Annotated in this window: 10 protein-coding genes and 1 pseudogene; 3 read left to right on the top strand and 8 right to left on the bottom strand. The window is 73.0% G+C overall.

Going from position 1 to position 13,645, the window contains the following annotated elements:
- Positions 1 to 152 precede the first annotated feature (152 nt).
- The 3 genes from ACFZAU_RS01965 to ACFZAU_RS01955 are packed head-to-tail and all read right to left on the bottom strand — an operon-like array spanning position 153 to position 3,596.
- A complete protein-coding gene (locus tag ACFZAU_RS01965; protein WP_499605574.1) occupies positions 153 to 1,052 on the bottom strand; it encodes a geranyl diphosphate 2-C-methyltransferase in 900 nt (299 codons plus the stop codon).
- A 32-nt stretch (positions 1,053 to 1,084) separates the two neighbouring features.
- Positions 1,085 to 2,134, bottom strand: a complete 1,050-nt coding sequence (locus ACFZAU_RS01960) for a family 2 encapsulin nanocompartment cargo protein terpene cyclase (RefSeq protein WP_500550632.1) — start codon at positions 2,132 to 2,134, stop codon at positions 1,085 to 1,087.
- A 16-nt stretch (positions 2,135 to 2,150) separates the two neighbouring features.
- Positions 2,151 to 3,596, bottom strand: a complete 1,446-nt coding sequence (locus tag ACFZAU_RS01955) for a family 2B encapsulin nanocompartment shell protein (protein WP_500550631.1) — start codon at positions 3,594 to 3,596, stop codon at positions 2,151 to 2,153.
- Positions 3,597 to 4,047: 451 nt separating this feature from the next.
- On the opposite strand from ACFZAU_RS01955, the gene ACFZAU_RS01950 reads away from it, so the two are divergent.
- Positions 4,048 to 6,549: a SpoIIE family protein phosphatase gene (locus ACFZAU_RS01950; protein ID WP_500550630.1), complete on the top strand. Its 2,502-nt coding sequence runs from the start codon at positions 4,048 to 4,050 to the stop codon at positions 6,547 to 6,549.
- 22 nt (positions 6,550 to 6,571) lie between these two features.
- Here ACFZAU_RS01950 and ACFZAU_RS01945 read toward each other — a convergent pair whose 3' ends face one another.
- From ACFZAU_RS01945 to ACFZAU_RS01930, 4 genes are all read right to left on the bottom strand, one after another.
- Positions 6,572 to 7,132, bottom strand: coding sequence for a hypothetical protein (locus tag ACFZAU_RS01945; RefSeq protein ID WP_500550629.1), 561 nt, complete (start codon positions 7,130 to 7,132; stop codon positions 6,572 to 6,574).
- Positions 7,133 to 7,202: 70 nt separating this feature from the next.
- Complete coding sequence (locus ACFZAU_RS01940) at positions 7,203 to 8,309, bottom strand: protein kinase family protein (protein ID WP_500550628.1); 1,107 nt, start codon at positions 8,307 to 8,309, stop codon at positions 7,203 to 7,205.
- Positions 8,310 to 8,476: 167 nt separating this feature from the next.
- Positions 8,477 to 9,535 (bottom strand): endonuclease/exonuclease/phosphatase family protein, encoded by a 1,059-nt coding sequence (locus ACFZAU_RS01935; RefSeq protein ID WP_500550627.1) that lies wholly within the window; start codon positions 9,533 to 9,535, stop codon positions 8,477 to 8,479.
- Positions 9,536 to 9,746: 211 nt separating this feature from the next.
- Positions 9,747 to 11,249: an MDR family MFS transporter gene (locus ACFZAU_RS01930; RefSeq protein WP_500550626.1), complete on the bottom strand. Its 1,503-nt coding sequence runs from the start codon at positions 11,247 to 11,249 to the stop codon at positions 9,747 to 9,749.
- Positions 11,250 to 11,553: 304 nt separating this feature from the next.
- Here ACFZAU_RS01930 and ACFZAU_RS01925 point away from each other — a divergent pair, with 304 nt between their 5' ends.
- Positions 11,554 to 12,042, top strand: a complete 489-nt coding sequence (locus tag ACFZAU_RS01925; RefSeq protein WP_500551105.1) for a TetR/AcrR family transcriptional regulator — start codon at positions 11,554 to 11,556, stop codon at positions 12,040 to 12,042.
- Between the two features lie 115 nt (positions 12,043 to 12,157).
- A pseudogene (locus tag ACFZAU_RS01920) lies at positions 12,158 to 12,286 on the top strand (SDR family oxidoreductase); the annotation flags it as partial.
- 398 nt (positions 12,287 to 12,684) lie between these two features.
- Here the strand turns inward: ACFZAU_RS01920 and ACFZAU_RS01915 are convergent.
- Positions 12,685 to 13,566: an SDR family oxidoreductase gene (locus tag ACFZAU_RS01915; protein ID WP_500550625.1), complete on the bottom strand. Its 882-nt coding sequence runs from the start codon at positions 13,564 to 13,566 to the stop codon at positions 12,685 to 12,687.
- Positions 13,567 to 13,645: the final 79 nt, after the last annotated feature.

The following is a 13,645-nucleotide window of genomic DNA, read 5'->3' as shown; positions in this document are numbered from 1 at the left end:
GAATTGTCCCATCACTGGGGTGCCGCGTACCACGACGGCTCCGCCTCATCCGCACGGCCGCCCCCCACCGGCGCGCCTGTCACGCGCCGGTGGGGGGCGGTTGCCCGTGGGGGGCGTCCGCGGGGCACCGTGGACCGCCACCGTGCGGAGGGTCAGACCCGGTCGGCCGCGATGAGCAGGTACTGGAAGCTGCCGTTGCGGTAGGCGTCGAGGAACGTGTCCTCGATGCCGGTGACCAGGTGGTCCGCCTGCTTGCGCAGCTCCCAGTACGGGATCGCGGCCTCGGTCAGGTCCTCGACGTGGACCGGCACCAGACGGTGCCGCGCCATCGCCCGGAAGTACGCGGAGCGCGGGTGGATGTCGCAGATGTAGTGCGCGTTGATCAGCGACACCTCGCGCGAGGCTCGGCCGTAGGTGTCGTTGTAGCAGCCGGTGACGGTCACGTACCGGCCCCCGCGGCGCAGCAGGCGGGCGTGCTCGGCGAACAGCAGGTCCAGCTCGACGTACATGGTGGACTCGTTGTTCCAGGACGCCGCGTAGGCGCCGGTCCCGAAGCCCGTGTCGAGCATGTTGCGGTGGTGGTAGCGGACCTTGTCCTCGATGCCCCGGGCCCGGGCCTGGTCGTTGGCGAAGGCGGCCTGCTTGGCCGAGAGGGTGACCCCGTCGGCGTGGCAGCCGTAGCGCAGGTGCGCGACGACGCTGCCGCCGCCCCGTCCGCAGCCGGCGTCGAAGACCCGGTCGTCCGGCGAGAGGTCCCCCAGGTTCGAGGCGAGCAGTTCGGCCTGGGCGTGCTCCAGGCGGTGCAGTTCGGCGGTCAGGCGCTTGCGCCGCCGGTCGGGATCGGGTTCGTCGAGCACCGAGGTGTCGGCCTCACCGATGCCGTAGTGGTGGTGGTAGAGGTCGTCGATCCTTCCCAGTTCGAGGTTGACCGGGTTCTCCTCGGCGTTCCAGTAGTCCGCGATCCGGCTCTGGTAGGTGGACTGGGCCGGGACCGGAAGGACCGCGGGCCGGGCGGCAGGGGCGTTGGTCAACTGTTGCTCCTCGTGGTGCATGGGTGGTGTGCCGGTGTGTTCACGGGCGTCGGTCACCAGTAGTCGGGCAGGTGGTAGCGGTGGCTGTTGGTGGCGTGCCACTCGTGGTTGCCGGACACCCAGGCGGCGAGCCCCCGGGCGTAGCGCTCCACGAGGGGCGAGGTGGCCGAGAGCAGGGCCGACTCCTCCTCGAAGGCCGCCATGATCGTGTTGTGGATCCCGACCGACCGGAGGTAGGCCTCCTTCAGGCCGCACCCCTCGTTGGCGGCGACGACCTGCGGGAGGTTGAGGTGCGCCGGGTCGCCGGCCAGTTCCTTGGTGAAGGAGTACAGGTCGTTGACGATGGTCGTGGCGTTGCAGGCGAGGGCCGTGATCCGCTGGATCTCGGGGCGGGCGTACGCCTGCTCGGGCAGCTCGTAGCCGTCCACGGCGTCCACGATGGACAGGCAGGGCCGGAAGTTGTTGAACTGCCGCATCACGAGGTACTCCCAGACCTGCGGCACGTGGCGGGTCTCCGCCCACGCGGCCTCGGCCAGGTAGCCCAGGTGCAGGCGGGCGACGTCGTGCACGAACCGGTCGGTCTGGCTCGGTGAGGCCAGGACGGCGAAGTCCCGCAGCGCGAGGTGGTACGAGCGCAGCGGCCCGTCCGCCTGGACGCCGCGCCGCCACTCCTCCTCCAGCGCGGGGGTGCCGTGGTACGGGTCGAGGGCCGACTGGGCGATGACCAGGCGTCCGCCCAGGCCCTTGCGCGCTGCCCCGCGGCCCTCGTCCTCCTCGCAGTAGCAGGAGTCGACGATGTTCTCGGCGAGCAGCAGCTTGCCGGCGACGGTGAGGCGTTCCAGGTCGGCGGCCCCCGGGTGCTGGAGCACGACGGCACGGCCGAACTGGAAGCCGGAGAAGTCGCCCCGCCAGGCCGCCGGGAAGAGGTCGTTGGCGCGGGCCCAGGCCTCCACGCGCAGGTCGACCTCCTGGACCTTCTCCGGGTCGGCGGGCACCGCGGGCCGGTACAGCAGTCCGGGGATCGGGCCGTGCCGCCGCGCTCCCGCGCCGCGGGCGACGCTCGGGGGTCCGGGCAGGGTGAAGGTGGTGGGTCGTGTGGTCACAGGCTGCTCCAGGCCGTCATTCGGGGAGCCGGCCGACCTGGACGTTCTCCAGGATCCCTGCCGCATCGGGCACGAGGATGGCCAGCGAGTAGTAGGCGGTGACGAGGTAGCTGATGATCGCGGCGGAGTCGACGCCCATGAACCTGACGTTCAGGCCGGGCTGGTGCTCCTCCGGGATGCCGGTCTGGTAGAGGCCCACGACGCCCTGGTCGGCCTCGCCGGTGCGCAGGGCGATGATGCTGGTGGTCTGGTCGTCGCGGATCGGGATCTTGCCGCAGGGCAGGATCGGGACGCCGCGCCACGCCGGCACCTCGTGGCCGTCGAGGGTCGCGGTGCCGGGCATCAGACCGCGCCGGTTGCACTGCCGGAAGAAGGCCGCGATCGCCTTCGGGTGGGCGAGGAAGACCTTCGTCTTGCGCCGCATCGACAGCAGCTCGTCCATGTCGTCCGGGACGGGCGGGCCGGCGAAGGTGCTGACCCGCTGGCCGTAGTCGACGTTGTGCAGCAGGCCGAACTCCCGGTTGTTGACCAGCTCCCACTCCTGCCGTTCGCGGATCTCCTCGACGGTCAGGCGCAGCTGCTGCTCGGTCTGGTCCATCGGGTCGTTGTAGAGGTCGGCGACCCGGCTGTGCAGCCGCAGCACGCTCTGGGTGAGGGACAGCTGGTACTCGCGCGGCGCGAGGTCGTAGTCCACGAAGCCGCCCGCCAGCGTCGGCTCGCCGACGTGGCCGGCCTGGACCGGGACGTCGGCCTCGCCCTTGCGGTTCATCGGCCGGTGCTGCCGGTCGACGTAGGACCGCAGGTGCGCGCCGAGGGAGGGCGCCCGTTCGGTGAGGTCCTCGACGGCGGCCCAGGGCATCGCCAGGACCACCCCGGCCGTCTCGGCCCGCACCGAGGCCGACCACAGCGGGTCGGACTGCCCCACGGCCTCGTCGCCCAGCTGGTCGCCGTCCGTGACGACCCCGATGATCCCCTCGTCGCCGTACTTGCCGCTGGTGTAGCGGGTGAACCTGCCGTGGACGACCAGGTACACCTCCGTCACGGGCTGGCCGGCCTCGAAGAGCACCTGCCCGGCACGTACCTCCTGGGGCCGGAAGTGGCCGGCGATCTCCCGCAGAACGTCCGTGTCGCCGTAGCCGCGCAGGACCGGCAGCTCGGTGAGCGACTGCGGGATGACGCGGATGTCGTCGCTCCCGTTGTGCTCGAAGTGCACGCGGCCGCGGTTCGTGCGCAGTTGCAGACGCCGGTTGACCCGGTACGTGCCGCCCTTGACGTCCACCCACGGCAGGGCCTTCAGCAGCCACCGCGAAGTGATGGCCTGCATCTGCGGTTCGGACTTGGTGGTCGTGGCGAGCTGGCGTGCCGCGCGGGTGCTCAGGCTGGTGAGCTGCTCGGCCGTGGGGTCGGGGTCGGGGGCGGGTTCTTCGACGGCGGGACCGGTGGCGCTGTCCAGTGTGGACACATTCCCTCCAGCAGGGCTGGTCGACGGACGGAGGCGACCGCGGCGGTCGGTGACGACGTGACGGCGGTGACCCTGTGATCCACTCAAGCAGCCCGGAGAGGGCGCGAGGTACGGCGCGAACGGGGCGGATCAGCGCCCCCGGGGTGGTAAACCTGCCGACGGGGGCAGGAGTGATCGGCAGTGTGCTCCTGCGCCGCCGGACAGCTTCCGTGAGCCGTGTGACGTGCCGGCCTCCGAGGTGTGGCACCGGAAAACCGCCACCCGGCGCACCCGGCGCGGGGGCGCGCGGCCTCCCGGACGGCGCACCCGGCGCGGGGGCGCGGGCCCGGCCGGCTCCCCTCGGCGGCGGGCTGTCACAGAACCGTCCCTCATCCGGTCAACACCGGACAAAGGGAAGTGCGGCCTCGTCCACGTGCCGCCCCCGCACATCCACACCAACCGGGACATCGACTTGGCGACCACATTCAGCTCCGACGCGGTGACGCTCGGCCGACAACTGAACACGTCCGAGGTCTCCGACACGGCGTTCGCCCTGCTCGACGAGGGGGCGACGGTGCTCGGATGGACCCAGGCCGCCCGGCAGCTCTCCGGGTTCTCCGCCGCGGAGGCGGTCGGCCGGTCCGCCGCCCTCGTACTGCCGCACTTCGGCGCGCCGTCCACCATGTCGGCCTTCGTGGAGCGGTGCCGGGCCCGCGACGGCTGGTCGGGCACGACGGCCGTACGGCACCGGGACGGCCACACGGTCGGCGCGACCGTGCGGATCTCGGCGGTGCGGGGGCGGGACGGAGCGCCCCACTGGCTGCTGTCCCTGGTCAACGCGGGCGCGCCGGCCTCGGACCCGACCGGCGGATCGGTGCGGGGACCGCTGCTGACCCGCGCGCCGATCGGCATCGTCATCCGCGACCCGCAGTTGCGGTGCGTCTACGCGAACGACGTGATGGAACGCCACGACGGCCTCCCCCACGACCGGCGCCTGGGAACGCGCTTCGCCGACGAGCGGTCCGACGCCGAGTCCGAGGCCATCGGGGGGCTGATGCGGCAGGTGCTGCAGAGCGGCACCGTCAAGGTCCACGAGTACCGCGTGCGCCTCCCGGCGGATCCCGGCCCGGAGCACCCGTTCGCGGTGTCGTTCCAGTGCCTCCAGGTCGCCGACGGCCGGGCACTGGGTGTGTGCGTGATCAGCACCGACGTCTGCGAGAGCCGGCGGGCGCACGAGCGCCTCGCCGCCCTCGGCGAGGCCGGTGCGCGCCTCGGCAGCACGCTGGACGTGATGCAGGCCGGCCAGGAGCTGGCCGACCTCGCCCTGCCCCTGCTGGCCGACTACGTCGCCGTGGACCTGGAGCAGTCGGTCTCGTTCGGCGAGGGGCCCCCGGTCCGCATCGGCACGATGGGCGCGCGTCCTCCCGGCTTCCGTCGTGCGGGCGTGGCCTCGATCCGCCCCGGGGTCCCGGAGTCGCCGTGGCTGCGCGGTGAACCGATCGGGGTACCTCCGGGCTCGCCCTTGCACGAGGTCCTGCGCACCGGCACGTCCCGTCTGGAGCCGGCGTTCGACGTCACGCTCAGCGCGTGGGCCGGCACGACCCCCGAGCTGGCGCGCCGGCTCGGCCGCAGTGGCGCGCACTCCGTCATGGTCGTGCCGATCCGCGCGCGGCGCATGCTGCTGGGGACCGCGCTGTTCGTCCGCACCGCCGACCCCGCGCCCTTCCAGAAGGTCGACCTGCTGCTCGCCGAGGAACTCGTCGCCCGCGCCGCCCGGTCGCTGGACCACGCCCGTCGCTACACCCGCGAGCACACCGCGGCCCTCACGCTGCAACGCACCCTGCTCCCAAGCCAGTTGCAGGGCGGCGCGGCCGTCGAGACGGCTTCGCTCTACCTGCCGGCCGACGTCGACCACTGCGTCGGCGGCGACTGGTTCGACGTGATCCCGCTGTCCGGCGGCCGGGTCGCCCTCGTCGTGGGGGACGTCGTCGGGCACGGCCTCCACGCCGCCGTGACGATGGGCAGGCTCCGTACCTCCGTCCACACCCTCGCCGACATGGAGCTTCCCCCCGACGAGTTGCTGACCCGCCTCGACGACACGCTCCAGCGCCTGGCCGACGGCGACGAGCACGACACCCCGGCGGGCATGGGCGCGACCTGCCTCTACGCCGTCTACGATCCGGCCACCCGCCGCTGCACCATGGCGGGGGCCGGGCACCCCCCGCCCGCCGTCGTCGACCCGCAGGGCCGGGTGAGCTTCCCCGACCTGCCCACCGGGGCCCCGCTGGGCATCGGGCTGGGTGACCCCTTCGAGTCGGTGGAGATCGAACTGCCCGAGGGCAGCCTCCTCGCGCTGTACACCGACGGCCTGATCGAGCACCGGGACCACGACATCGAGGAGGGGATGCGCCGCCTGGGCACCGTGCTCACCCAGCCCGGCCGTTCCCTGGACGACCTCTGCGCCCTCGTCGCGGAGAGCCGCCGCGGCCAGTCCGGGGACGACGACGTCTCCCTGCTCCTGGTCCGTACCCGTTCGCTCGGCGCGGACCGGGTCGCCTCCTGGACGCTGCCCGTCGACGGGACCGTGGTCCGCCGGGCCAGGAACCTGGCGGCCCACCAGCTGGCCTCCTGGGGACTGCAGGGCGTCCAGGACCGGACGACGCTCATCGTCAGCGAGCTGGTCACCAACGCCCTCCGCCACGGCACCGGTCCCATCGAACTGCGCCTGATCCGGCACCAGTCCCTGACCTGCGAGGTGTTCGACACCGACAACGCCGCTCCGCGCGTGCGCCGCGCGCACCCCATGGACGAGACCGGCCGCGGCCTCTACCTGGTCACCCAGCTCTCCCGCCGCTGGGGCTCCCGCCCGCTCCCGGGCGGCGGCAAGGCGGTCTGGGCCGAAGTGGACCTGCCGGCCATCCCCGCCCCACGGTCCCCGGAGCCGTCCGAGCGGGGACGCCCCCGGAACAGCTGACGCACATGACGGTTCCCGGGGTTCAGAGCCCCGACAGCTCCGTCCTGCCGGTGAACCGGCCGCCCACCTGTTCGGCCGGCCACTGGACACGGACGGTCTGGTCGGCGTTCCGGACGTGCACGTGCACCGTGTGATCCCGCGAGCGTTCATTCTGGTAGAGGTCGCGTGAGTTCACCGTCAGCGTGAGGTAGGCGAACTTCTGTGAGACCGGCTCCAGTCCCGCCCCGGGGGCCTCGGGCCACCCGTCCAGGTCCCAGCGAACGGCGGCCGGTTCCGTTCCCAGAGCGGCGATGAAGGGTTCGGCCCGGTCCAGCGGACGGCCCCAGTCGAACACCCTGATCGGAAGACAGTCGGCCGGGTCGTCGCCGGCCTTCGACGAGCCGTGCTCCAGGCCCGCGGCCGCCCACCATTCGAGGCCGGGCAGTACGTCACGTATGCGCGCCAGAACCTCGGGCGACCGGATCTCCGCCTCGAAGTCGACCTCCGGACAGCCGTCGGCGACGCCCAGCAGGGTACGCACCGCACCGATCGCCTCTGCCAGGTCAGCCGTGGTGAGGACGGCAGCCGCCGTCGAGTTGCTCATCCCGGAACACTAGACGAGCACTTCCGCCGTCGCTGCCGGTGCGCGCACGGTCGGCCCTGCGTCGTGCGCTTCAGCGGTGGGAGGACGGGCCGTCCGTCCCGCCGAGCCGGCGGAGCGCCTCCAGGGGGTAGGGGGTCTGCCGGCTCCGGCGCTGGAACGTGCGGTTGAAGTCGGACACCACGGCGGTGACCGGCGCGTGCCGGGAGATGATCGCCGCGGCCTCCTCCGGGATGCCCGTGGGGCGCTTGCCGTCCGCGTAGGCGCGCACCAGCTCGTAGCGACCGTCCCGGTCCTCCCTGCTGAATCCCTGCAGGGCGGTGACCAGCCAGTTCACGAGGTAGGTGACGGTGTAGCAGCGGTCGTAGGCCCGGTTCCGGTCGAAGAAGCCGGCCTCGGCCGGTGACAGTTCGAAGGCGGAGGAGATCGCGAGGCCGTAGTCCGCGAAGTAGAGGCGGCGGCCGTCGGTCAGGATGTTCTCGAAGTGGGCGTCGAAGTGCAGGAGTCCGCGGCTGTTCATGAACGAGACGCCCGCCTCCAGTTCCCGCTCCACCATCGCGCAGGCCCGGTCCATGGCCTCGTCGCCCGCTTCGAGCCGGGTGCCCAGCCACTGGTGCAGGTTCTGCGGGATGTACTCCAGGAACAGCGCGACGCTCGCCGAGGACCGCTGGAGAGCCTCGATGCGGCGCCGCACCTGCGGGTTGCCGTCCCAGTAGGCGACGGCTCGGTCCACGTCGGCCAGTTCCTCCGGCAGCGGCGCCGAGTCGGGCAGCACCCTCCAGTGGTACATCAGGGGGAAGCCCTCGTACTCCGCCGCGAGCACCCAGTTCGTCGTCATGGTGTGCACGGCGAGCTCTCTCCAGGCACCGAAGCCCGGCCCGCCGACCTCGCCGACGCCGTAGTGGCAGCAGTCGGGCATCCCGAACAGGTTCGCCGTGGAGCGCACGTTCTCGGGGAGGGTCTCCAGGTCGGTGAGGGGCACCCGCTTCACGAAGACCGGGGTTCCGGCGACCTCCATCCGGGCCGACGTGCCGCCGATGCCGGACCCGATCGGCACGGCCGCATCCACCAGGGCGTGCAGGGTGCGATCGCTGCACATCGCCAGGGCCGTGGAGACGGCACTGTGGACGGTGATGCGCGCCCCGTGCGTCATGTCGGGGTGCTGCGCTGCGGCGTCCATCTGCTGCCGACCTCGATTCTGCACTGGCTGCGCGGTCCCGCCGAGCGGCCTCGTGCGACTCCGCGGTGCGGGACGCCGGATCCGCGCGTCCTCCCCACCGCACTGTAGGTGAGGATCGGCCACGGGACCGGAGGAACCCGGTCTCCCGCCGATCCGGCGTAGCGGCCCTACAACTTCAGCCGTGCCGCGACCGGGAGGTGATCGCTGCCGGTCCCCGGCAGGGTCCACGAGGAGGTCGCCCGGACGCCCCGCACCATGATCTGGTCGATGCGCACCACCGGGAACGAGGACGGCCAGGTGAAGCCGAAGCCGCGGCCGGCCGTGGTCTGGGCGGAGCGCATGCGTGAGGCGATGGGGGCGAGGGACCGGTCGTCCGTGCTGCCGTTGAAGTCGCCGAGCAGGACGACCCGGTGCACGGGATCCGCGGCGACGGCCCGGCCGACCGCGTCGGCGCCCATGTCGCGCTGGTAGGTGGTGAAGCCCGACCGCGGGGTGACGCGGACCGACCAGAGGTGCACCACGTACACCGCGAGCGCGCCGTGCGGGGTGTCGACCACGGTGCGCAGCGTCCGGTCGGTGCCGTAGACGTCGAGCGGCTTCGCCTCCCTGATCGGGTACGTGCTCCACAGCCCCACGCTCCCCTGGACCGCGTGGTACCGGTACGTGCCGGCGAGCTTCGCCGTGTACACGCGCGCCGCGTCGTCGGTCATCTCCTCCAGCGCGAGGACGTCGGCGCCCGACGCGGCCAACTTGCGGGCGGTGCCCGCAGGGTCCGGGTTGACGTCGCCGACGTTGTGGGCCGCGACCATCAGGTTCCCGCCGTCCGTCCCCTTGTCGAGGAGGAGGCCGCCGAACATGCCCACCCACACGACGGCGGGCAGCACGGCGGCGACCAGTGCCGTCGCGGACCGCCGGACCAGGGCGAGGACCAGGACGAGCGGGACGGCCAGGCCCAGCCACGGGAGGAGCGTCTCGAGGAGGCTGCCGAGGTGCCGGCCGAACGCCCGGTGCCCGTTCGGGACGGCTGAGTGCAGCAGCATCAGCAGCGCGACGGCCACGGCCAGGGCCGCGGTCAGTGCGCCTCGGCGCCACCGGTTCGGCCTCCCGCCGCGCGGGCGCGGGTGCGTGGTGCCGGTGCCGGTGCCGGTGCCGCGCGACCGTGACGAGAACGGCCGTGTCGCAGTTGCTTCGCCCGTCACCGGGTCCAAGGTGCCGTGGTGAGTCATCGAGTCGCCCTGCCGTCCGCTCGTTCCCGCGCCGACTCACGGCCCGGGGTGGCGCGTTCGCCGATCCGACGCCGCCCCCGGGGCACGCCGTGCGCCTGTCGGTCGAGCCTGGGCGGGCCGTGTGATGCCTGCGAGCCCGCTCTGTCACGGGACGGCAACAGCGGGGCTTCGCAGGGGACGGGACGACCCGCGCTCACGCAGGCCCGGTCGGTCAGGCGGCCGGGGCCGCGGCGTCGACGGCGGGTTCGGCGGCGGATTCGGCGGCACCGGCGCTCTCACCGGGCTTCCGCGCCTTCCCCGCCCCCGGCTTGAGGAAGAGGGCGAGGACGACGCCGACGGCCAGGGTGGGCGCGATCCAGAGGTATCCGGTGGCCGTGGCGTGGGCGAAGGCGTCCAGTGCGGTGTCGCGCAGGGCGGCGGGCAGGTGGCCGATGGTGTCGGGACGGGCGGCGGTGAAGCCGCCGTCGGCCGGCAGGTCACGGGTGCGGTCGGCGAAGCCGGTGTTGAGGAGGGTGCCGAAGACGGCGACGCCGAAGGCCGCGCCGATGGAGCGGGCGAAGGTGACCACGGCGCTGGCGGCACCGAGATCGGCGGCGGGCACGCTGTTCTGGACGGTGGTCAGCACCACCATCGGCACCATGCCGATGCCGACACCGGTGATCAGGAAGTAGCCGCTCAGTACGAGGGTGCCGGTGGCCGCCCCGATCGTGCCCAGCAGGAGCAGCCCGGCAAGGTTGGCGAGCAGGCCCGCCAGGAGGATCACCCGCAACCGCCCGGCGTGCGCGGCCCAGCGGCCGGCCAGGGACTGGCTGACGACCAGGCCGGCGACCAGGGGCAGCATGTGGACGCCGGAGAGGGTGGCCGAGACCCCGTGGACGATCTGGAGGTAGGTCGGCAGGTAGACGAGTACGGCGAACATCGCGGCGTTGGCGAGGAACCCGATCAGCGAGGAGAACACCACGGTCCGTGAGGCGAACACGGCCGGCGGCAGGACCGGGGCGGCGGCGCGGCGCTCGACCGGCACCAGCAGCACGGCCAGGACGACGGTGGCGACGATCAGGCCGACGATGGCCGGCGAGCCCCAGCCCCAGCGCTCGCCGAAGGACGTGACCAGGACCAGGCCGGTGGCGATGGCGGCGAGGAGGGTGGCGCCGGGGTAGTCGACGCGGACCCGGGCGCCCCTGGTGGCCGCGGGCAGCGCCCGTGCGGCAATGACCAGGGCGACGACACCCACGGGCAGGTTGACGAGGAAGGCCCACCGCCAGGACAGGTGGTCGGTGAAGACGCCGCCCAGCAGGGGGCCGACGATGCTGGCGACGCCGTAGACCGAACCGAACATGCCCTGGTAGCGGCCGCGTTCGCTCGGCGCCACGATGTCACCGACCAGGGCGAAGGTCAGCACGATCATGCCGCCGCCGCCCACGCCCTGCAGCACACGGGCACCGATCAGCTCGGCCAGGTTCTGCGCCAGGCCGCAGAGCGCCGAGGCGACCAGGAAGATCGAGGCCGAGGCGAGGTAGAGCCGCCGGCGGCCGAACATGTCGCCGAGCTTGCCCCACAGCGGTGTCGCCGCCGTCGACGCGAGCAGGTACGCGGCGCTGACCCAGGCGATGTCGTCGAACCCGTTCAGGTCCCGCGCCATCCGGGGCAGCGCGGTCGAGACGATCGTCTGGTCGAGGGCCGCGAGGAGGACCGCCAGGATCAGCGCGCTCATCGCGGCCGCGACGCCACCTGGCGCGGGTGACGGGGACGTGGGTGCCTTCGGCATCGGGACCTGCCTCTCGGGAAGTGGTGCACGGGGGCAGCGGGCCGTCCGCCGTCCGCGCCGGCCGGCCGGACCGCACGGCCCTGGCATCACCGGAAACTCTATCTGCCACAGGACTGTAGCACTTACCGAGATGACCACCGCGTTGCAGATGCAATAGTTGTCACAGGTTCCACATCCCGGCGCTGGGCTCCCTGCGATGAGAGCCGACGCAGCACGCAACCTGGAAACCGTCCTGACCGCCGGAGCACGCATGCTCGCCGCCGATCCCGGCGCGAGCATCGCGGCCGTCGCCGCCGAGGCGGGGGTGGACCGGCGCACCGTCTACCGGCGTTTCTCGTCCCGGGACGAGCTCCTCGCGGCCGTCCACGAGGCCCGCCTCACGGCCGTCGAGCACGCCATCGAGGACGCCCGACTGCGTGAGGCGCCCGTGGCCGTCGCCCTGCACCGCTACGTCGAGAACGTCATCGCCGTCAACCGCACCTGGCCCGTCGACCTCGCCCGCATGCTCGCCGACGACGACGTCCACGCGCGGCGCGAGGCGTCCGTCCGGGAGGTGGACGCCTTCCTCGAACGCGCCACCGTCGAAGGACTGCTGCGTCCCGGTCTCGCGGAAGGATGGGTGAGTGCGCTGCTCCCCCAGCTCATGCACCTGGTGGCGCGGCAACTGCCCGAGCTGAGTCCCGCGCGGGCCGCGGACGTCGTCGTCGACACCCTGCCGCACGGCCTCGGAGCGTCCTGAGGCCCCCCAGGCCCGGACGGCCCCCGGCAGACCCCGGCTCAGCCGGGTACCCCCATGTGCTGCGTGCCGACCACCGACAGCAGCCGCAGCGCCTCCTCGGCGGGAGAGCCGGGGTCGGCCCGTCAACAGCCTCACCGAGTCGGCCGCGATCACGTACGGCCCGGAGGGCATCCGCGTCAACGCCCTCGCGCCCGGCACCACGCTGACCGAACGCGCGGCAACAGCCGCAGCGGCGAGCAGGGGGCGGGTCCGTGCCACGCGGGCCCGCGGCCACCCCCTGCTCACGCGGTTCAGTCCTCGGAAACCCAGCAGTCCTCGGCACCGATGCCGGTGAGGTCGCACAGGGCCACATCCGCCTCGCCCCCGGAGGGACGCTGCAGCAGGACTTCGGCCGCCGCACGTGTCCCCACGTCGAAACACGTGGGGCTCCGCTCCACCAGCACGCCCAGGTCGCGGACCGCCCGGAGGACACGCCGCCCTGCCGGACGGCTCCGACCGCGAAACCGCCCACGGCAAGGGTGACGGCCCCTGCGGCACCCAGCGCGATCAACGAACGCCTCATGGCGCGGAATGCCATCCACCCAGGTCGTAGGTCGCTAGGAGATGACCACGCCCTCGGGACACGGCCCCCGACCGGCCGTGTCAGGCTTCCGGGACCGTGGCCGGCATCGTCACGACGGCCTCCCCGCGCGGCGGCGCCGGCGGATGGGCGTGGACGAAGCCGCGGGCCGCCGCGAGTTCCTCGCGCGTGGCGGCCTCGATCGCGTCCAGGTAGGCGTAGGCGTCCTCGCCGATCGGCACGCGCACGAGTGCCGGCCGGGCCGCGACCAACCGCAGGACATGGGTGGCGAACGCCTCGGGACGGCCGAGCTCAGGACTGCCCGCCATGGCCCGCAAGCCCTCCCGCACCTCTCCCGTGCTCTCCAGGTACGCGGGGATCCGGTCGGCGGACTCGGTCACGGCGGTGCCGTAGTGGGTGGCGAACTGGCCGGGCTCGACCGCGTGCACCCTGATCCCGAAGGGCGCCACCTCCGCCGCGAGTGCCTGGGTCATCCCCTCCAGCGCGTACTTGCCCGCCACGTACGCGGACAGCCCCGGGAGCCCCATCCGCCCTGCCAGGGAGGAGACGTTGACGATGTGGCCGGAGCCCTGGGCGCGCATCGACGGGAGGACGAGGCGGCTCAGCCGCCACGGCGCGACCGTCAGCAGATCGAGCTGGGCGCGCAGTTCCCCGTCGGACACCTCCTCGACCGCGCCGAACAGCCCCGCCCCGGCGTTGTTCACCAGCACGTCCACCCCGCCGAAGCGGTCGACCGCGTGCGTCACCGCCGCCTCGCACTGCCCGGGGTCGCACACGTCGAGCGCCACCGCCGACACCCGGTCCGGGTACGCGGCCACCAGCTCCCGGAGGGAGGCCGGCTTGCGCGCGGTGGCGATCACCAGATCACCGGCCTCCGCCACCGCTCCCGCCAGCGCCCGCCCCAACCCCGACGAACACCCCGTCACAAGCCAACGCCGCGTCATGCGTCCCCCCGATGCCGGTCACCCGCGACGGTCCGTACCGCCGAGAGCGACCATGACAGCCGCGACCGCCCACCAGAAG

The organism is Streptomyces sp. NPDC008238, from assembly GCF_042956445.1.
GTDB lineage: Bacteria > Actinomycetota > Actinomycetes > Streptomycetales > Streptomycetaceae > Actinacidiphila.
Note: the sequence above shows the minus strand (reverse complement) of the source record. Positions and strands in the feature narration are given on the sequence as shown.